Annotated in this window: 13 protein-coding genes and 1 riboswitch; of the genes, 10 read left to right on the top strand and 3 right to left on the bottom strand. The window is 65.1% G+C overall.

Annotated features, from left to right (window positions below):
* The first annotated feature begins 8 nt into the window (after positions 1-8).
* From LH19_RS10600 to LH19_RS10580, 5 genes are read left to right on the top strand one after another with little or no spacing between them, the layout of a single operon-like run.
* On the top strand, positions 9-1,049 hold the full coding sequence (locus LH19_RS10600) for a DUF1611 domain-containing protein (RefSeq protein WP_054727721.1): 1,041 nt from the start codon (positions 9-11) through the stop codon (positions 1,047-1,049).
* Positions 1,046-2,185, top strand: coding sequence for a YkvI family membrane protein (locus tag LH19_RS10595; protein WP_054727719.1), 1,140 nt, complete (start codon positions 1,046-1,048; stop codon positions 2,183-2,185). The genes LH19_RS10600 and LH19_RS10595 overlap by 4 nt, the downstream gene beginning before the upstream one ends.
* Positions 2,182-3,759, top strand: coding sequence for a serine hydrolase (locus LH19_RS10590; protein ID WP_054727717.1), 1,578 nt, complete (start codon positions 2,182-2,184; stop codon positions 3,757-3,759). Before LH19_RS10595 ends, LH19_RS10590 begins: the two co-directional genes overlap by 4 nt.
* Complete coding sequence (locus tag LH19_RS10585; RefSeq protein WP_054727715.1) at positions 3,756-4,940, top strand: dipeptidase; 1,185 nt, start codon at positions 3,756-3,758, stop codon at positions 4,938-4,940. The genes LH19_RS10590 and LH19_RS10585 overlap by 4 nt, the downstream gene beginning before the upstream one ends.
* Positions 4,937-6,031, top strand: coding sequence for an amidohydrolase family protein (locus LH19_RS10580; RefSeq protein ID WP_054727713.1), 1,095 nt, complete (start codon positions 4,937-4,939; stop codon positions 6,029-6,031). Before LH19_RS10585 ends, LH19_RS10580 begins: the two co-directional genes overlap by 4 nt.
* A 1-nt stretch (position 6,032) precedes the next feature.
* Here LH19_RS10580 and LH19_RS10575 read toward each other — a convergent pair whose 3' ends face one another.
* Positions 6,033-8,729: a LuxR C-terminal-related transcriptional regulator gene (locus LH19_RS10575; protein ID WP_082395568.1), complete on the bottom strand. Its 2,697-nt coding sequence runs from the start codon at positions 8,727-8,729 to the stop codon at positions 6,033-6,035.
* A gap of 180 nt (positions 8,730-8,909) precedes the next feature.
* On the opposite strand from LH19_RS10575, the gene LH19_RS10570 reads away from it, so the two are divergent.
* From LH19_RS10570 to LH19_RS10555, 4 genes are all read left to right on the top strand, one after another.
* Positions 8,910-11,510, top strand: coding sequence for a TonB-dependent receptor (locus LH19_RS10570; protein WP_234716138.1), 2,601 nt, complete (start codon positions 8,910-8,912; stop codon positions 11,508-11,510).
* Positions 11,511-11,587: 77 nt separating this feature from the next.
* On the top strand, positions 11,588-12,358 hold the full coding sequence (locus LH19_RS10565; protein ID WP_054727709.1) for an SDR family NAD(P)-dependent oxidoreductase: 771 nt from the start codon (positions 11,588-11,590) through the stop codon (positions 12,356-12,358).
* 32 nt (positions 12,359-12,390) lie between these two features.
* Entirely contained in the window at positions 12,391-13,515 is a 1,125-nt protein-coding gene (locus tag LH19_RS10560) for a DUF5938 domain-containing protein (protein ID WP_054727707.1), read from the top strand.
* Positions 13,516-13,527: 12 nt separating this feature from the next.
* Complete coding sequence (locus LH19_RS10555) at positions 13,528-15,072, top strand: acyl-CoA synthetase (RefSeq protein WP_054727705.1); 1,545 nt, start codon at positions 13,528-13,530, stop codon at positions 15,070-15,072.
* Here LH19_RS10555 and LH19_RS10550 read toward each other — a convergent pair.
* Both LH19_RS10550 and LH19_RS10545 read right to left on the bottom strand, forming a co-directional pair.
* Complete coding sequence (locus LH19_RS10550; protein WP_054727703.1) at positions 15,063-16,139, bottom strand: threonine aldolase family protein; 1,077 nt, start codon at positions 16,137-16,139, stop codon at positions 15,063-15,065. The genes LH19_RS10555 and LH19_RS10550 overlap by 10 nt on opposite strands.
* A 50-nt stretch (positions 16,140-16,189) precedes the next feature.
* Positions 16,190-16,298: riboswitch (SAM-I-IV-variant riboswitch) on the bottom strand.
* Between the two features lie 57 nt (positions 16,299-16,355).
* Positions 16,356-17,273 (bottom strand): MurR/RpiR family transcriptional regulator, encoded by a 918-nt coding sequence (locus LH19_RS10545; protein WP_054727701.1) that lies wholly within the window; start codon positions 17,271-17,273, stop codon positions 16,356-16,358.
* Positions 17,274-17,502: 229 nt separating this feature from the next.
* On the opposite strand from LH19_RS10545, the gene LH19_RS10540 reads away from it, so the two are divergent.
* Entirely contained in the window at positions 17,503-19,566 is a 2,064-nt protein-coding gene (locus LH19_RS10540; protein ID WP_234716137.1) for a TonB-dependent siderophore receptor, read from the top strand.
* Positions 19,567-19,593: the final 27 nt, after the last annotated feature.

Genomic DNA, 19,593 nt, shown 5'->3' with positions numbered 1-19,593 from the left:
TGAACCAGATGAACGCGCCGACCGGCAGGCTTGCCGACAGCCTCGTGCTGCCGCAGCCCTATCTTCTCTTCCTCGGCGATACGGTGGAGGCGAGCTATGCCAAGACCGCATTCGGCCTTGCCGACTGGGCGCCCGATCGCTGCGTCGGCGAAATGGCGATCGGCGGTTGTACGGTAACCACCGGCCTTGCACGTCTCTCGCCCGCCGATGCGCGGGCGGCGGGTGCCCGGTCGGTGGTGATCGGGGTCGCGAACCAGGGCGGCGTGCTCGCCGACAGTTGGGTCGCGGCGCTGATCGACGCGATGGAAGCGGGGCTCGACGTCGTCAGCGGCCTGCACGTCCGGCTCGCAAGCGTGCCTGCGCTTGCCGAGGCGGCGCGCCGTACCGGCCAGCGGCTGATCGATGTGCGCACGCCGCCGGCAGGCATCCCGATCGGCAACGGGCGGAAGCGCAGCGGCAAGCGGCTGCTGACCGTCGGCACCGACTGTGCGCTCGGCAAGAAATATACCGCACTGGCGCTGCACCGTGCGTTCGTCCAGCGCGGTATCGATGCCGACTTCCGCGCGACCGGCCAGACCGGGATCATGATCGCCGGCGGCGGCATCCCGATGGACGCGGTGATTTCGGATTTCGAGGCGGGCGCCGCCGAAATCCTCAGCCCCGACGCGCCCGACGCTCACTGGGATGTCGTCGAGGGACAGGGCTCGATCTTCAACCCCGCCTATGCCGCGGTGTCGCTCGGACTGCTTCACGGCAGCCAGCCCGACGTCTTCGTCGTCTGCCACGATCCGGCGCGCACGGTAATCCTCGGCATGGAAAGCTTTGCGATGCCGAGCGTTGACGAGGTCATCGATCTGACCATCCGCCTCGGCAGCCGGACCAATCCGGCGATCCGTTGCGGGGGTGTCAGCCTCAATACCTCGGCCTATTCGGCCGAAGAGGCCGAAGCGCTGATGGCGGCGGAAAGCGAACGGCTCGGTCTGCCCGTTGCCGATCCCATTCGCGGCGGCGCGGCGTTCGACGCGCTGGTCGATAGCTGTCTCGCATGAGTGTGGGCGATTCGGCAACGGGATCGAGCTGGTTCCAGCGCTTCCTGCTGCCGGGTTTCGCGCTGAAAGCCGTCATCATTGGTGGCGGTTATGCCACCGGGCGCGAACTGGCCGAATATTTCGTGCCGTCGGGGCCGTGGGGCGGGCTGGCGGCAATGCTGCTCGCAACATTGGTGTGGAGCGTCGTCGCGGCGCTGACCTTTGCGCTGGCGCGAAAGCTCGGTGCCTATGATTATCGCGCCTTCTTCAAGGGATTGCTCGGACCGGCATGGGGAGCGTTCGAGGCCGCCTATATCATTTTTGTCATCCTGATCCTTGCGGTGTTCGGCGCCGCGGCGGGCGCGATCGGCGCTGCGACTTTCGGCTGGCCCGAATGGACGGGCTCGCTGCTCCTCGCCGTGTCGATCGTCGCGGTCACCGCCTGGGGGACGGGTGCGGTCGAGCAGATGTTCAAATATGTCTCGATCCTGCTCTACGCCGTCTATGGCCTGTTCCTGATCCTCGCGCTCGCGAGCTTCGGGGGGCTGATCGGACAGGGCTTCGCCAATGCGCCGCCGCCGTCGGGCAACTGGATGGCGGGCGGGCTCACCTATGCGAGCTATAATATCGTCGGCGCCGTCGTGATCCTGCCGGTGCTGCGCCATCTGACCAGCCAGCGCGATGCGGTGGTGGCCGGGCTGATCGCAGGGCCGCTGTCGATGCTGCCGGCGATCCTGTTCTTCGTCGCGATGATGGCCTTTTATCCCGCCATCGGCGCCGAGACCCTGCCGTCGGACTTCCTGCTCCGCCAGATGACGGTGCCGGGTTTCCACATCCTGTTCCAGGTGATGATCTTCGCCGCGCTGCTCGAAAGCGGCGCCGGCGCGGTCCATGCGATCAACGAGCGCATCTCGGGCGCGGTCGAGAGCCGCGGCCGGCCCGCGCTGACGCCCGGAATGCGCGCCGTCATCGGCGCCGTCATCCTCGCGGGATGCATGTTCGTCGCCGGCCGCATCGGGCTCGTCGACCTGATCGCCAGCGGATATCGCTTCCTCGCCTGGCTGTTCCTTGCCGTTTTTGTCGCCCCGCTGCTGACTGTCGGTGTTTACCGCTTGCTGCGAGGCACTCCGCCTTCCCAACTGGAGACTGCATCATGACCTCCGCCCGTCTGATCACCTTGTCGCTCCTGTTCGGCACTGCCGTTCCGGCCTGGGCCGAGCCGCCGAAGGATATTGCGGAACAGGTCGAGGCGCTGCGGCAGGAAATCGGGGCGCCCGGCGTGTCGATCGCGATCGTCGAGGATGGCAAGACGACGCTGTCGCGCGGCTGGGGGGTGCGCAAGCTCGGCGAGCGCGCGCCGGTCGACGGCCAGACGATCTTCCAGACCGGGTCGACCGGCAAGGCAATGACCGCGGCAGCGCTCGCGATCCTCGTCGACGAGGGCAAGATCGGCTGGGACGATCCCGTCATCCAGCATATGCCATGGTTCCGCATGTACGACCCATGGGTCACGCGCGAGATCACGATCCGCGACCTGCTCGTTCATCGTAGCGGGCTCGGGCTTGGGCAGGGCGATCTGATGTTCGTGCCGCGCACGCATCTGACCCGCAAGCAGACGGTCGAGCGTGTCGCCTACCTCAAGCCGCAGACGAGTTTCCGCTCGTCCTACGCCTATGACAACATTCTCTATGCCGTCGCTGGCCAGTTGATCGAGGAGGTCACCGGGCAGACGTGGGAAGCCTTTATGCGCGACCGCGTGCTGCGGCCCGGCGGTATGAAGAATGCGACGAGCGACAGCGAAGACCGCTTCCGCATCCCGAACCGTTCGTGGCCGCACGCCCGGCTGTCGGGGCCGCTGCGCGGGCTCGGCGACCAGCAGGCGCTGAACGAACGCGACGAGCTCGGCCGCAACGGCGCGCCGGCGGGCGGGTTGGCGCTCAGCGCCGACGACATGGCGGCGTGGCTGAAAATCCAGCTTGCGCACGGGGCGCTGCCGAACGGCAAGCCGTTGTTCAGCGAGGCGCAGGCGGCCGAGATGTGGAAGCCGGTGACGATGATGCCGATCACCCCGCTGCCCGACGCGCTGAAACCCGCGCAGCCGACGATGCAATCCTATGCGCTCGGTTGGCAGGTGCAGGATTATCGCGGCCACCAGATCATCTCGCACGGCGGCGGCGTCTTCGGGTCGATCACGCGCGTCGTGATGATCCCCGAAAAAAATGTCGGCTTTGCGATCATGATGAACAGCGAAGAGAGCGGCATGCTGCTCGGGCTGACGTACAAGTTGCTCGACCATTATCTCGACCAGCCCGACGAAGGCTGGACCAAAAAATGGCAGGATTGGTACAAGGAGCGGCTTGCGGGCGGCGTCGAATATCTGAAGCAGGCACAGGCCGCCCCGGCGAAGGTCGGCCCGTCGCTCGACCCGGCGCGCTATGCCGGGCGCTACCGCGATCCGTGGTACGGGGATGTCGTGGTAGCCTCGACGCCGCAGGGGCTGACGATCGACTTCACCTCGACCCCGCGGATGGCCGGGCGGCTCAAGCATTGGCAATATGACAGCTTCGTCACCGATTTCGACGATCCGGCGATCGAGCCCGCCTATGTGACCTTCGCACTCGACGCCGATGGCAAGGTGACCGGCGTGACGATGAAGGCGGTGAGCAAGATCGCCGACTTCAGCTGGGACTATCACGACCTCGACCTGAAACCCGTGGAGGGCAAGAAGTGAAGCGTATTGCGATTCTGGCGGCCGCCACCGCGCTGTCGGCCTGCTCGACCGGCGGCGACAAGCCCAAGGCACCCGAAGCGCCGCTGCACAGCCGGATGCTGGTGCTCGACACCCATCTCGACACGCCGCTGCATTTCGAGCGCAAGGGCTGGAATTTCGCCGATCGTCACGACCTCGCGACCGACCTGTCGCAGCTCGACATCCCGCGGATGAAGGACGGCAATCTCGATGGCGGCTTTTTCGCCATCTATACCGATCAGGGGCCGCTGACGCCGGCGGGCTATGCCGCGGCGCTCGATCATGCCCGCAAACGGTCCGACCTGATCGACCGGACGATCGCGACGCACAAGGATGCGATCGGCCCGGCGCTGACCGCCGACGATGCACGGCGGCTCAACAAGGAAGGCAAGCTCATTGCCTTCAAGTCGATCGAGAACAGCTATCCGCTCGGCGAAGACCTGTCGTTGCTGGATGAATTCTATAAAAAGGGCGTGCGGCTGGCGGGGCCGGTGCATTCGAAGGACAACCAGTTCGCCGACAGCGCGACGGGCGAGGGGCACTGGAAGGGGCTGAGCCCGCTCGGCAAGCAATGGGTTGCCGAAATGAACCGGCTCGGCATCGTGATCGACGCGAGCCATTCTTCCGACGCGACCTTCGACCAGATCCTCGCGCTGTCGAAATATCCGATCCTCCTCTCGCATTCCAGCCTGCGGTCGGCGAACGACCATCCGCGCAACCTCGACGAAGGGCGGCTGAAGGCGCTCGCGGCCAAGGGCGGTGCGATGTGCATCTCGACGATCTTCTTGTCCGATATGAAGATGTCACCCGAACGCGCTGAACTGTTCGGCAAATATGAGACGATCGGCACATTGTCACCCGCCGAGCAGGCCGACCTCACGCGCCGCTGGCGCGAGCTCGACAAGACCGAGACGATGTGGGCGGCCGATTTCGAGAAATATATGGCGATGGTGCTGCGCGCGATCGAGATCGGCGGCGTCGACCATATCTGTTTCGGCGCCGACTGGGACGGCGGCGGCGGGTTGACGGGGATCGAGGATATCTCGGCGTTGCCCAAGGTCACCGAGCGGCTGAAAGCGGCGGGCTATTCGGACGCCGACATCGAGAAGATGTGGAGCGGCAACATCCTGCGCGTATTGTCGGCGCAGGGGAAGGGTCGATGATCCGCGCGGCTTCGCTGGTCGCGGCGCTGTTGCTGTTCGGCGCCGCTCCGGCGCTGGCACAGGATGCCGGGCACGCCAATCCCGCGCCACGCGCCGACCATCATATGCATATCCAGAGCAAGCTGATCACCGAGCAGCTCCGCGCCATGCAGGCCGCCGAGCCCGACATATTCGATGGAATTTCTGCGGACCTGTTCGCCGAACGCACCGGCGCCGACGCACTGCGCGAACTCGACCGGGCGGGCATCGACAAGGGCGTGCTGCTGTCCACCGGCTATATGTTCGGTTTCACCGCCGTGCCGATGGAGCCGGCGGTCAGGGCCGAAAAAATGCGCGGCGAAAACCGCTTCAACGTCGATGCCGCGCTGGCGTCGAAGGGGCGGCTCTTCGCCTTTGTGGGCATAAATCCCTTTGCAGCCAATGCGTTCGACGAGCTCGAATATTGGTCGAAGCAACCCGGTGCATCGGGGGTCAAGCTGCACCTCGGCAACAGCGGGTTCGATACGGCCAACGCCGAACAGGTCGAAGCGCTCGGCCGCTTCTTCGCCGCCGCGAACAAGGCGCGGATGCCGCTCGTCGTCCATCTTCGCGGTGCGGCACCGTTCAGCGCTGCCGGCGTCAATATCTTCCTCGACCGGGTTGTTTCGCAGGCGGGCGATTTGCCGATCCAGATCGCGCATGGTGGCGGCTATGCCGGGATCGATCAGCCGACGCTCGACGCGCTGGCCGCTTATGGCGATGCGATCGCGCGCAAGGCCCCGGGCACGGCCAATCTCGTTCTCGATATTTCGGCGGTGATGCAGTTCGATCCGTCCAAGCTGCCCGACGCCAAGACCTCGACCGAAAAACGCAGCTATGACGAGCTTCGCGCTATCTATGTCGCGGGAATGCGCAAGATCGGGCTCGATCGCTTCGTTCTCGCCAGCGACTGGCCTGCGATCGCGCCGCCCGCCGAATATTTCGCCGCGGAAAAGCTGGCGCTTCCGGTAACGCCGGCCGAGTGGAAGCAGCTTTGCGAGAATGTCGCGCCCTATCTGCGCCCCGAATGGCTGGCAAAGCGGGAGGCCGCCGACGAGGGCGCGACGCGCTAGTTCAGTCCGCCTGTTCGGCCATGCGCAGGCCGAGCGTTGCGGCGTTCTGGACCGCTTCCTCGCGGCTTGTCGCGCGCAGCTTGCGCATGACATTCTTGAGGTGCCATTTCACCGTTTCGGGCGCCAGATTCAGTGTCCGCGCGATCTCCTTGTTCGACTCGCCCGCTTTCAGCGCCCCCAATATGTCGATTTCGCGTTCGGTGAGGAAAGAGAAGTCCTCTCCCGGCGCGGTCGCGTGATGCCCTTCCAGCCGGTGGTCGCGGCGCGACGGATCGGCGAGTTTGAGCAGCGCGAGGAACGAACCCGATGAATAGGCTTCGCTGCAGAAATTCTGCACCGCGCGGACGCCGGTGACGTCGAGAACATCGACGATGGTACGCCGGAAACCGGTGCTCGCCGCGTGATTGAGGAACCGCACGGTTTCGAGCGCGACCATCTTGTCACAGCGCCCGCTGAGCTGGGGCAGGATGTTGAACAGCGTTGCCGAAGCGCGCAGTTCGGCATCGTCGGCATTCGAAGCCAGCCGCAACAGCCGTTCGGCGACCAGCGTCAGGCGCGGACGATCGCCAAGGGCAATCGCTTCATAAGCACGCATTTCGGACAACAGGGCAAAGGCGCGGCCCGGCGCCGACAGCGGATCGCATACCGCGGCGTCCTCGTCGGCGATGGCGATGACCGCTTCGGGGTCGATCGTCTGCGGCAGGCGAAGGCGCGCGCGCTCGATGACGCACAGTGCCTTCAGCGGTGCCCAGTTGCGTTCGAACGCGATCACTTCGGCCCGGTCGATCAGCGAGGCCGCGCGATCGGGCTGATCGAGCCCCGCCGCAGCGCGGATGCTGACGAGAAGGGTCTGGATCAGCGCGTCCTGAAAACAGCTTTGCGCAAGGTGAGGGAGCGCATCGGCCGCCAGTCCGGCGGCCTTGCCGACCTCGTCGCGTTCATAGGCGCATCGCGCCAGCGCGGCGTCGATCAGCGCGGTGGCGAGGGAGGGTGCGGCGGCGCCGCTCCGCGCCTCGCGCAGCACGCGTTCTGCCTCGCCCAACTGGCCCTGCGCGCGCGCGGCGCCGGCGCGCGTGCAAATCGCCAGCGCAAAGGGCAGGTCGAGCGGGCTTCCGGCGCTGCGCAGCGACAGGGGACGGATCGCGTCATGCACCAGCCCGAACAACCCGCGTTTGAGGGCGCCTTGCGCCTGCATGACGCGGATCATCGACACCGCGAAGGCCGATGCGTCGCCCGGTGCGGCCAGAAACCGGTCGCATGTTTCGATCACCGCCTCGGGCCGGTCTTCGACGCAGGCCCGGTGGAACAGGGCAAGCGCGTGGGCTTCCGCCGTTCCGGTGCTTTCCAGCGCGGCAATTGCCCCGTTGGCGTCCCGATCCGCGGTCAGGGTCAGGAGCCACGCATGCGCTTCCGGAAGGCCGGGCGTCGTCTCGATCTCTGCGGGCGCGAGTTGCCTCATCCAGCCGGAAAGCATGGCGATGTCTCCGCGCTCGAGCATCGAAGCGGCGACGCCGGCGATCAGCGTTGCCGCTTCGCCGGAATCGCCGCACGCCAGAAGCTGTTCGATCGCGTCCGCCGTCATGCCCTGCGCCGCATAATATCGTGCGGCCACCCGGTGCAACTGGCGCGCCTGGCCCGGTTCGGCGATATCGAGGCGTGATTGAAGCGCGGCGCGAAAGGCGGGATGGAGGCGGTACCAGGCGCCGCCCGGGCGCGGCGGGTCGACGAAAACACCCCGCGCCGCGAGGTCTTCGAGCAGCCTGGCGGGCTGCTTTTCGCCGCCGAGCAGGCGGCACAGATCGGCGCTAAGAGACGGGGCGATGCCGTAACGTTGCAGGAGCAGTTGCGCTGCCGGGGGCAGCTCGTCGAGCAAGGCGGCAAAATAGGCGTCGAGACGGCCGGTCAGCGCCCGTGAATCGGTGAGGTCCGGAGAGGGTGCCGCGCGCATTGCAAGCCTCAGTCCCGCCGGCCAGCCTTCGAGGACATTGTTGAGCGCCGTGCAGCCGGGCGCATTGACCGGCGTTCCGGCGTTCTGCAGGAATATATGGACCTCCTCGTCGGTCAGCCCCAGATCGGTGCGTCCGACGTGCAGCACCATGTCGCGGCGCTCCGCCGCTGCGATCTGCACGGCGGGCTGCGCGCAGCCCGCCAGCACGAGGCGCAATTGCCGCGGCGGATGGCGGAGCAACCGATTGAGCACGTCGATCGCGCGCGCGTCGGTCAACCGGTCGACATCGTCGAGGACGAGGAGCAGCGGCCGGTCTGCCGCATCGATCCGCTGCGCGAGGATATCGGCGAGGATCGGGGCGGAAGCGGGCGCGGACGGTTCCCCGGCGATGCCGTCTTCGGCGGCCGCACGGCGTGCGATGCGGACGGCTTCGAAAACATGGGCGATGGCGGCCGGTTCATTGTCTTCGGGATCGAACGAAACCCAGCCGGCGTCCCATCCCATACCCTCGGCTTCGGCAAACAGCGTCGCGCAAAAGGCGGTCTTGCCATATCCTGCCGGCGCCCGGACCAGACAAATCTCGCGCGCTGCCAATGCATCGAGCCATCGGGCGCGCCGATCGCGGCCGACGAGGTCGGAGGGAAAACGCGGCGGCATGAACTTGCGTGGGGCGAAGGGCGTGACGCCGTGCGCCCTTGCCGCTTCGCGCGGCGGCCTGACGTCTGTCCTCGATCCCGGCTGGATGGTCATCGCTCGCCCTCCATCTGTTTACGCTGGCTATCGCGCCCGCGCGCGAACGGCAAGGCGAAGCGCTCATCCCCCCCATCGCTCCCCCCGCCGCCTTGTCTGTCGTACCCGCGCCCGTCGCCATAGCCTCCATCCCGACGAAGGCCTTGCACAGAACGGGCCTCCAACCACGGGAGAGAAGGCGTGACCAACAAAGCTTTTCTGGCAACCTGCCTGTCGACCACGATGCTGATGGGATGGCATGGCGCCGCATCGGCCCAAGAGGCGCCCGTGGCACCCGAAGCCTCCGGGACGGAGAGCGGCGGGATCGCCGAGATCGTCGTCACCGCGCAGAAGCGCGAACAGAGGTTGCAGGATGTCCCCGCGGCGGTGTCGGCGCTCGGCGGCGATCAGCTGGCGGCGCGCGGGATCAACGAAACCTCCGACCTGATGGGCGCGGTGCCGAGCCTGCAAATCTCGACCCCCTATGGCAAGACCCAGCCCAATTTCTCGCTGCGCGGGATTTCGGTGGCCAACGAATTCTCCGCATCCACCGCGTCGCCGGTCGGCGTCTACGTCGACGAAGTCTATCAGAGCTTCCGCGCCAGCCATGGCGGGCAGCTTTACGATATCGACCGCGTCGAGGTGCTACGCGGGCCGCAGGGGACGCTCTATGGCCGCAACACCACCGGCGGCGCGATCAGCTTCTTCACCCGGAAACCGAAGCTGGGCGAAGACGAGGGCTATTTCACCATCGGCTACGCCAATTACGATACCAAGACGGTCGAGGGCGGTTTCGAAAAGACGCTGATCCCCGACGTCCTCGGCATACGCATCGCGGGGACGGTCGCGAAGGGCGACGGCTGGCAATATAACCCGGCGCAGGATCGCCATGTCGCCACCACCGATTCGATGGCCGGCCGCATTTCGCTGCGCTGGAAGCCGACCGACACGCTCGACATCAACCTGAAAGCCTATGCGGCGAAGGACGATCCCTGGACGGCCAATGCCTATTCGATCGGCCAGTTCGCGAACGGCGAGGATATCGTCGGCTATTCGCGCTTCAATCCCGCGCAGAACGGCGGCCGCGCGCTCGGCAAGAACGAGGTGTCCGCCGATCAGGGCGGCAAGTCGCTCTCGTCGTCGAAGGGCGTCGCGCTCAACATCGCGCTGGAACTGGGCGACTATTTCACGCTGACCTCGATTACCGGCTATGACACGGGCAAATACAGCATCTCGCCCAACGACTGCGACGGTTCGCCGCTCGACGTCTGCTCGATCCGGTTCAACAGCACCAGCAAGAATTTCAACCAGGATCTCCGCCTGAACTACTCCGACGACAACATCGATTTCGTCGGCGGGCTCTATTACGGCAAGGACACGATCAAGACGCGGAACGAACCCGACTTCTTCGGTGCCCTCAGGCCTATGCTACTGGGGCTGGGCGTTCCCGGCGGTTACAACAACGCGCCGATCGGGACACCGGACTCGATCCGCGTTCTCCCTGCGTTTGCGCTCGACCCGACCCTGACGCCGGGCTCGGCGGGCTTTTGCGATCCCGTCGTCGTCAACCCGAACGGCTTTTTCGATGCGCGGACGCTGGTCGCGTACCAGACCGATGCCGCGATCAACAACTCGGGCAATTTCCCCGCCGGCGGTGCCTATTATCAGGGATGCCTCGCCGCCGGCGCGGGGCCGTTCGGTCCGATCCTGGGCGAACAGAAGTTCGACGTCCAACGCCCGTCGAAGGCGATCTATGGCGACCTGACATGGAAGGCGACCGACCAGCTCACCGTGGCGATCGGCCTGCGTTACACGATGGACAAGGTGAAGTTCCGCAACGGCAGCACGATCATCTACGCCCTCGATGGCGTGACGCCGGTGGTCAACCTGATCCCCTATGCCTTCCCCTACGACCCCGACCTGCCGACGATGAACCTGCAGGAAAAGGCGAACCGCCTGACCGGCCGCGCCAATATCAGCTACAAGTTCAGCGACGATGTCATGGGCTACATCCAGTACAGCCGCGGCTATCGCAGCGGCAGCTATAACGGTCTCGCCTATCAGGGCACGAACCAGGTCTATTATATCAAGCCCGAAAAGGTGAACGCCTATGAGGGCGGTTTGAAGACCCAGTTCCTCGACCGCCGCGTCCAGCTCAACCTCGCGGGCTTCTATTACGACTATTCGAACCAGCAGACGACGCAGGTCGTCGGTGCGACCACCTTCACCCGCAGCGCCAACGGTCGCGTCTGGGGCGGCGAGGCCGAACTCACCGTCGCGCCGGCCGACGGCCTCCAGCTCAACGCATCCTTCGGTTACCTCAACAGCAAATATAGGGGAAATGTCGTCGATCCGGCCGATCCGGCGACGCAGTTCACGCGCAACGTCAACGGCAATCCCTTTCCGAACGCGCCCAAGATCACCTTCAACGCGGGCTTCGACTGGGATATTTTCGAGCGTGGCGACAGTAAGCTGACGCTGCGCGGCGACGCCAGTTACATGGGCAAATATTACTTCGATGCCTTCGGCGATTACGGGCTCGATCCGTGCGACAAGCCCGGCGCCCCCGGCGCCGTCCGCCCCGCCGGCGTTGCCTTCACTTGCGGCAATCCGGGTTACTGGCTCTTCAACAGCCGCCTGACCTACAAGGCCAACGACAATCTGTCGGTCAGCGCGTGGGTCAAGAACCTGACGAACAAATATTACTACACCTACGGCCTCAATATCGATGTCTTCGGGCTCGATTATCTGAACCGCGGCACCCCGCGGACCTACGGCGTCGAAGCGACGTTCAGCTTCTGAACCTCCGGAGCAGGGAACGGCGGGCACCCCCTCCCGCCCGTCGTTCCCGATCCCGATATTTACGAGAGGAGCGTCGCATGATGCGATTTACGGGCAAGAGCGTACTGATCACGGGCGCAGCGCGAGGGATAGGCCTCGCGGCCGCGCAGGAGTTTGCGCGCGAAGGGGCATCGGTGACGATCACCGATATCGACGCGGACGAGGCGGAACGCGCGGCCGGGGCAATCCGCGCCGAGGGGCTGAAGGTCGAGGCGCGCCGTCAGGACGTCGCCGACGAGGCCGCATGGGAAGCGCTGGTCGCCGACGTCGTGGCGCGCGAGGGCAAACTCGACATTCTCGTCAACAACGCCGGCATGGGTTTCCTGAAGTCGGTCGTCGATACCGATATCGCCGAATGGCAGCGCTTGATGGCGGTCAACCTCGAGAGCGTGTTCCTCGGCGTGCGCGCCGGGATCGCGGCGATGAAGGAGCGGGGCGGGGTGATCGTCAACGTCGCGTCGATCGCCGCGAACGTCGCCGAGCCGCTGTTTCCCGCCTATAATGCCAGCAAGGCCGGGGTCGCGATGCTGACCAAGGCGGTCGCGGTCGATTGCGCGCGCAAGGGTTGGCCGGTGCGGATCAACTCGCTGCACCCCGGCTATTGCGAGACGAAACTGGTCGCCGATGCGGTGGGGGCGCTGGGCGACGAGGCGGCGGGCTTTGCCGCCGCGACCGCCGCCGCCATTCCGCTGGGCCGCATGGCGACGACGCGCGAGATCGCGCGGCCGCTGCTGTTCCTCGCCAGCGACGACGCCGCGTACATGTGCGGCAGCGAACTGATCGTCGACGGTGGCTACACCGCAATTTGACCAATGAAATCAATGAAAGAGGGATCGGGGTTATGAGCAAGAAGAAACCTGTCATCGTCTATGGCGCCTCGGGCTACACCGGCCGCCTCGTCTGCGAATATTTGCGCGAACTCGGCATCCCGTTCATCGCCGCCGGGCGCGACGCGAAGCGCGTGCAGGAGGTGATGGACAAGATCCCCGGCATCGAAACCGCCGACTATGAGGTCGCCGAGGTCGACCATAGCGTCAAAGCGTTGACCAAGCTGTTCAAGGACGCCAAGGTCGTGTGCAACATGGTCGGGCCGTTCATCAAATATGGCCCCGAAACGGTCGAGGCCTGCCTTGCCGCGGGCGTCCATTATCTCGACACCACCGGCGAGCAGGACTGGATGCTGCTGGCGCAGGAAAAATGGGGCGACGCCTTCGCCAAAAAGGGCCTGTTGCTGTCGCCCTGCGTCGCGCAGATGTACACCACCGGCGAGATCGCGGCGAACATCGCGCTCGAGACGATGCCCGGCCTCGACACGCTCGACATGCTCGTGCTGTGGAAGGGGTTCCCGACCTATGCCTCGGTCCAGACGATCTTCACGATCCTGAAGGCCGACTGGTATTATCTTGAAAACAATCAATATGTTCAGTGGCCGACCCTGACCGCAACCGAATGCCAGGTGCCGGGCCAGCATGCCACCGCGCTGACCCTGCCGTGGGGCGGGACCTCGCACCCGATCTGGTTCAAGGATGACCCGCGCGTCTCGACGGTCAAGGTCTATGGCGGCGTGTTCGCGCGCGAGGTCATGGACAATGTCGTCAACATGACCAAGATGATCGATACCGACATCAAGCCGCTGCCCTTCGCCGAGCAGGAAGCGGCGCTGTCGAAGATGGCGGAGTCCGTACAGGGCGACATGCCGCCGCGCGAAAATCCGCGGCTCAATACCAGCATCGATTCGGTCTACGCCTCGGGCCCGCTCGGCCGCGTGCATGTGCTGATCCACGGCAACTGCAATTACAAGCAGACCGGGCTGATGCAGGCGTGGTGTGCGGCGAACCTGCTGCAACAGCCGCCGCGCCGCGCCGGCTTCGCCTCGGCGTGCCAGGCGTTCGGGCATCGCGAGATCTTTGGGGCGATGCGCCAGTTCGGACTGGTGCTGAAACCGATCGTCACGGTCCACGACTGAGGAGAAGGCCTGATGCGGCTGGTCGACTGGCTCGACAAGGGGGCGTCGCTCGGCGCCGATGCTCCTTGCCTGACGATGGACGGCGAAAGCCTGTCCTATGGCGAGGTGCAGGCGTTGACGCACCGCGTTGCGCGCCGGCTGAACGCGTCGGGGATCACCCCCGGCAAGCATGTCGCGATCCTGTCGGGCAATGATCCGGTCGCCTTCGCCTGCGTCTTCGCCATCTCGCGCGCGGCGGCGGTCTGGTGTCCGATCAATCCGCGCAACGAAGCGGCCGAAAACGCTTATGTGCTCGACAATTTCGACTGCGCGGCCTTGTTTTTTCACAGCAAATTCGCCGAACTGGTCGACGCGCTCAGGAAGGATCTGCCCAAGCTCGAGCTGCTTGTCTGCCTCGATGCCGAACAGCCCTTCGCTCCGTCGCTCGACGAGTGGCTGGCGGGCGCCCCCGACACCCCATTCACGGCGGCGCCCGTCAGCGATCTGGCGATGATCCCCGGCACCGGCGGAACGACCGGGCATCCCAAGGGCGTCATGCTGACGAACCGCAATCTGGAAGCGATGACCGCGCTCACCCTGATGGGTTATCCGTTCGAAGGGCGGCCGGTCTATCTCGCGATGGCGCCGCTCACTCATGCGGCGGGCGTGCTCGCTTTCCCGATCATGGCGCATGGCGGCGAGATCGTGATCATGCCCTATCCCGATATCGGGCAATTTCTGGCGCTCGCGGCGCGGCACCGGGCAACGCATACCTTCCTGCCGCCGACGCTGATCTATATGCTGCTCGATCATCCCGACCTCGCGGCAACCGACCTCTCTTCGCTGCAATGTTTCTGGTATGGCGCGGCCCCGATCTCGGCGGCGCGGCTCGAAGAGGCGATCGGCAAGCTCGGCCCGGTGATGGCGCAGCTTTTCGGCCAGACCGAGGCCCCGATGATGATCTCGATGATGGCGCCGAAGGATCATTTCAATCCCGACGGCACGATCGCACGCCATCGCCTGTCGTCGGCCGGCCGGCCGGGGCCGCTGGTGCAGGTCGCCATTCTGGACGGCGAAGGCCATCCGGTTCCGCAGGGCGAACGCGGCGAGATCGTCGTCCGCGGTTCGCTGGTGATGGACGGCTATTACAAGAATCCGGCTGCGACCGCCGAAGCGACCGTGGACGGCTGGCACCGCACGGGCGACATCGGCTATCTCGACCCCGACAATTTCCTGTTCATCGTCGACCGCGCCAAGGACATGATCATTACCGGCGGCTTCAACGTCTATTCGGCCGAGGTCGAACAGGCATTGCTGGCGCATCCGGCGGTGCAGGACGGCGCGGTGTTCGGCCTGCCCGACGACAAATGGGGCGAACGTGTCTGCGCGGTTGTCCAGCTTCGGGCGGGGCAGAGCGCCGATCCGCAAGCGATCATCGCCCACGTCAAGGCGGCGATCGGCAGCGTCAAGGCGCCGAAAGAGCTCGAGATCTGGGACGACCTGCCGCGCTCGAAGGTCGGCAAGGTGCTGAAGAAGGACATCCGCGCGGGCAAGCTCGCGAGCCTCGGTCAGCCATAGCTCGATTGTGGCGCCGGCGGCATTCCGGCCGCGGGCGCGCACAGCTCGACGATATCCTGTCCCAGCGCCCGGACCACCGCGATGTCCGAATCCCACGCGAACATGAAGCGGGCGCTGCCGCCGATGAAGGTGTAGAACAGCCAGCCGCGCTCGCGCAGCCCGTCGAGCACCGCCTCGGGGGCGCTGAGGAACACCGAATTGGCCTCGACGGGGAAGGCGAGCCGGACGCCGGGGAGACCGGCGATCGTTGTCGCGAGTCTGGCGGCGCAATCATTGGCGTGGCGGGCGTTGCCCAGCCAGGCGCCGCTTTCGAGCAGCCCGATCCACGGCGCCGACAGGAAGCGCATCTTCGAGGCAAGCTGTCCCGCCTGCTTGCACCTATAGTCGAAGTCGGTCGCCAGGCTCGTGTCGAAGAAGATGATCGCCTCGCCTGCCGCCATGCCGTTCTTCGTGCCGCCGAAGCACAGGACATCGACTCCGGCGCGCCACGTAATGTCCGCAGGTGTGCAGCCGAGCCTCGCGCAGGCATGCGCGAAGCGGGCGCCGTCCATGTGCAGCTTCAGTCCCAGTTCGCGGCAGGTCGCCGAGATCGCGCGGATTTCGTCGATCGAATAGACCTGCCCGGTCTCGGTCGGCTGGGTGATCGTAACGACGCGCGGCTTGGGGAAATGAATATCCGACCGGCCGCAGGCGAGGGCGCGGATCGCCTCGGGGTTCAGTTTTCCGTCGGGGGTTTGCGCGACGAGCAGTTTTGACCCGTTGGAGAAAAATTCGGGCGCGCCGCACTCATCGGTTTCGACATGAGCGGAGGAGGAACAGATCACGCTGTGATAGGATTGGCAGAGCGCGGCGAGCGCAAGCGAATTGGCGGCGGTGCCGTTGAACGCGAAAAACACCTCGCACTTCGTCTCGAACAGCGTGCGGAACGCGTCCGCGGCGCGCTGCGTCCATATATCGTCGCCATAGGCCCGCGCCGAACCGTCGTTGGCGGCGGCCGTTGCCGCCCAGGCTTCGGGGCAGATGCCGGCATAATTGTCGCTGGCGAATTGTTGCGGCTTGGCTGTCATGTCGAACTCCCTTTCGAAATATCGAGAAGCGGTTCGACGCAGGTGCGGCTGATGGTCCCGTTTTTTGCCGGTCCGGCCACATCCCCCGTCTTTGACGGGGTACCACCTTGCTCGGGAGCAGGTTGGTGTCAGGCGTCGGCCCGACTCTTGATGTATGGCCGCCCTTTAGTCGGCGGCGCGGGTGGCGTCAATCCGGAGGACCCGACAGCCCTGCAATCAGGATAATTTCGGCCGCGGCGGTTGATGTCCGGCATAGCCGGTGAACGCCTGATGGAGCTGCGTCAGCCTTTCGAGCCGCTGTTCGACGCGCGTCCCGATCGTCTTGATCACGCTGTTGACGAGCAGATTGACCGCGCAGACGAGCGCGACGGGCGAACTCCAGAACATCCCCGTCTGCGTCGGCACGGCCAGCACATGCGGCGTAAACCGCGGCGCCCAGTCGCAGAACAGGTCGGTGAGGACGATCAGCGGGATGCCCTGCTGGCTCGCTTGCTCGGCGAGCAGATAGGATTGGCGCGAATAGCGCCGGATATCGATGACGACGAGGCAGCGGTCTGTCTCGTCGGCGGCGAACACGTCGGCATAATTGCCCGCGCTGAGGTCGACCAGGCCGACCCCGTCGCGCATGAATTGCAGATGGTTGGCGAGCAGCATCGCAATCCCGCGTTCGGTCTGAAATCCCGCGATCTGGACGCGCTGCGACCGGGCGAGCAGATCGACCGCCTGCGCGAATTGCGGGGTCTCGGCAAGCCTGTAAACTTCGATCAGCGACTTCATTTCGCGCTGGATGCTCGTTTCGCTTTCGTCCCCGGCATCGCCCGATTCGACGAACTCGGCGAGTTGGTCGCCCATCAACCAGGGAAAACCTTCTTCGCTATTATCCTTCAGTTCATTCTTCAGCGCCTTGAAGTTGCGATAGCCGAGCCGGCGGGCAAAGCGGCCGATGGTGATTTCGGCGACCCCGACCTTGTCGGCCAGCGAAAGCGCCGTCTCGAACGCCAGCGTCGCATAATGGCCGAGGATATAGGCCGCGATCGCGCGTTCGGCGGGCGAATAATGTTCGAGATCGGCCTGCAGCCGCTGGAGCAGCGGGACATTGGGGATCGCTGGCCGATCGGTGTTCTGGTCACTCATGTCCCCATTCCCTTCGGCGATATGTTAGTAATTTTGTCAAAACTATCAATTGACAGAAATATGTCAAATCACTTTTAATCAAGTCACACCGGCCCCGCATCTCGCGAAACGGGCCGTTCGATGATCACTGGTCGTTTGAGGGGAATGGGCAATGAACGGACTTTGCCGGAACGGGTATCGGGTTGGATCTCGCCGCACGCGGCTGAGGCTGGCAGCAGGGGCGCTGGCGATGCAGGCGGCGCTCGCGGCAACGGGCGCTTATGCGCAGGAAGCAGGCGAAAGCGGCGAGGGCGATGCGATCGTCGTCAGCGGCTACCGCTACCTTGCCGAGGACACCAGCGGCACCACCGGGCTTCCGGTGCCGATCGAGAAGGTCCCGCAATCGATCAGCCTCGTCAGCGAAGACTTCATGGATGCGACCGATGTCCGCTCGCTGGGCGATGTTGCACAATATACGCCCGGCGCGCTGTTCGACGGCAATCCGGGCGGCACCGCGTCGATCGTCAAGCTGCGCGGCTTTGCCGCCGGCAATGCGATCGACGGGCTGAACGTCGGCGCGCTCGATTACGAGCCCGACTTCGCGACGCTCGAACGGCTCGAAATCGTCAAGGGCCCGACGTCGGTGGTCTATGGCGCCGCCAACCCCGGCGGCATCATCAATCAGGTGACCAAGGGGGCGAAAGCGAACACGCCGTCGCATATCGAACTGCTCGGCGGCTCGTGGGACCGCTGGCGGCTCGAGGGCCAGGTCGCGGCATCGCTGAACGCGGCGGGCACGGTCAATGTCATCGCCATCGCCGCCCACGAAGAGGCGGGCAGCTTCATGCAGCGCGTCGATTCGGCGAAGACGGTGCTCTACGCCGGGATCGATGCCGAGCTGACGCCCGGCCTCACCGGCTATATCCATGGCGGCTATGAACGCTATCGGCGTACCTCGTTCGACGGCATCCCGACCTTTCCCGACGGATCGCCGGCGCCGGTCGGCCGGTCCTTCTTCATCGGGTCGGGCGATTTCGACCTTGTGACCCCGGTCGTGCGCGTGAACGGCGGGCTGGACTGGGAGGCGTCGGAGGCGCTGTCGGTCAGCCTGAAGCTCAACTATCTCCGTTCGAACACGACCGGAGAGAGCGGGTTCGGCTTCGGGCTCGAAGACAATGGCGACTTCTTCCTCGCGATCAACAACATCACCAAAAGCGTGACCAAGGCGTTCAGTGCCGGATTGTCGGCAGTGTACAAGCTCGACGACCTCGGGCTCGCCGACAGCTTCGTCACTGTCGCTGCCAATTATCAGCATTACGACACGAAACAGGCCGGGACGATCCCCGATATGCCGGAAGGCGATGTCGCGAACATTTTCGACGGCGTCGACGCGATCGAGGCGCTGTTCAACACGCGGACCTATCCCGGCATCTTCGATTACAGCCTCAATCGCGGGCTCCGCTATTTCACCCTGTCGACGCAGGCCAACATCAAGGTCGCGGAGCCGCTGACGCTGCTCGGCGGCATCAGTTGGGCCAAGCCCGATGTGAGCAAGCAATCGGGCGCGGCGCCGTGGGAGGATTTCAGCGGCAACAGCCAGACCAGCCTGCGCCTCGCCGCGACGCTGGAGCCGGTCCAGGGCCTCAATTTCTATCTGTCGTACAGCGAATCCTTCCAGCCGCAGTTGTTCATCGACGCGGTCGGCGACGTGCTGCCGCCGCTGACCGGCGAGCAATATGAGGCCGGGGTCAAATATGTGTCGCCCGACCGGCGGCTGTTGCTCACCGCGGCAGTCTTCGACGTCCGGCAGGCCAATCAGGCGCGCTACGACCAGACCATCGACCTGATCGACCGCTATTCGCCGGTCGGCAAGGTACGGCACCGCGGCTTCGAATTGCAGGCGGTCGGTGAGGTTGTGCAGGGCTGGCAGGTCAACGCCGGGTTCGCCATCCTCGATCCGACAATCCGCGAGGATGACGATCCGACGCTGATCGGCAAGACGGTCGCCTTCCTGCCCAAGAGCACGGCGAGCCTCTATACCAGCTATGAATTCGGCGGCGGCGCTTTCGTCGGGGGCGGCATTCGCTATGTCGATTCGGTGAAGACCGACATCGATCGCGCGACGCGCGACCTGCCGTCCTATGTATTGGCCGACGTGTCGGCGGGCTATGATTTCGAGCGTTTCCGTGTCCAGCTCAACGTCAAGAACCTGTTCGACAAGCATTATTTCGTGAACAACTATCAGACGCTGTTTTACGGCAATGTCGTCGGTGAACCGCGGAGCGTGACGGTTTCGCTGCGCGCGAACTTCTGATCGTCATGGCCGGCGGGCGGAAGGCGG

The organism is Sphingopyxis macrogoltabida, assembly GCF_001314325.1.
GTDB classification, from domain to species: domain Bacteria; phylum Pseudomonadota; class Alphaproteobacteria; order Sphingomonadales; family Sphingomonadaceae; genus Sphingopyxis; species Sphingopyxis macrogoltabida.
The sequence above is the reverse complement of the archived record's forward strand: the minus strand, read 5'-3'. Positions and strand labels throughout refer to the sequence as shown.

What these genes read in the sequence shown, in the direction of transcription:
- LH19_RS10560 (WP_054727707.1), top strand. Translation starts at nt 12,391, where the DNA reads ATGAGCAAGAAGAAACCTGTCATCGTCTATGGCGCCTCGGGCTACACC.
- LH19_RS10575 (WP_082395568.1), bottom strand. Translation starts at nt 8,729, where the DNA reads ATGACCATCCAGCCGGGATCGAGGACAGACGTCAGGCCGCCGCGCGAA.
- LH19_RS10590 (WP_054727717.1), top strand. Translation starts at nt 2,182, where the DNA reads ATGACCTCCGCCCGTCTGATCACCTTGTCGCTCCTGTTCGGCACTGCC.
- LH19_RS10580 (WP_054727713.1), top strand. Translation starts at nt 4,937, where the DNA reads ATGATCCGCGCGGCTTCGCTGGTCGCGGCGCTGTTGCTGTTCGGCGCC.
- LH19_RS10565 (WP_054727709.1), top strand. Translation starts at nt 11,588, where the DNA reads ATGATGCGATTTACGGGCAAGAGCGTACTGATCACGGGCGCAGCGCGA.
- LH19_RS10550 (WP_054727703.1), bottom strand. Translation starts at nt 16,139, where the DNA reads ATGACAGCCAAGCCGCAACAATTCGCCAGCGACAATTATGCCGGCATC.
- LH19_RS10595 (WP_054727719.1), top strand. Translation starts at nt 1,046, where the DNA reads ATGAGTGTGGGCGATTCGGCAACGGGATCGAGCTGGTTCCAGCGCTTC.
- LH19_RS10540 (WP_234716137.1), top strand. Translation starts at nt 17,503, where the DNA reads ATGCAGGCGGCGCTCGCGGCAACGGGCGCTTATGCGCAGGAAGCAGGC.
- LH19_RS10600 (WP_054727721.1), top strand. Translation starts at nt 9, where the DNA reads ATGAACGCGCCGACCGGCAGGCTTGCCGACAGCCTCGTGCTGCCGCAG.
- LH19_RS10545 (WP_054727701.1), bottom strand. Translation starts at nt 17,273, where the DNA reads ATGAGTGACCAGAACACCGATCGGCCAGCGATCCCCAATGTCCCGCTG.
- LH19_RS10555 (WP_054727705.1), top strand. Translation starts at nt 13,528, where the DNA reads ATGCGGCTGGTCGACTGGCTCGACAAGGGGGCGTCGCTCGGCGCCGAT.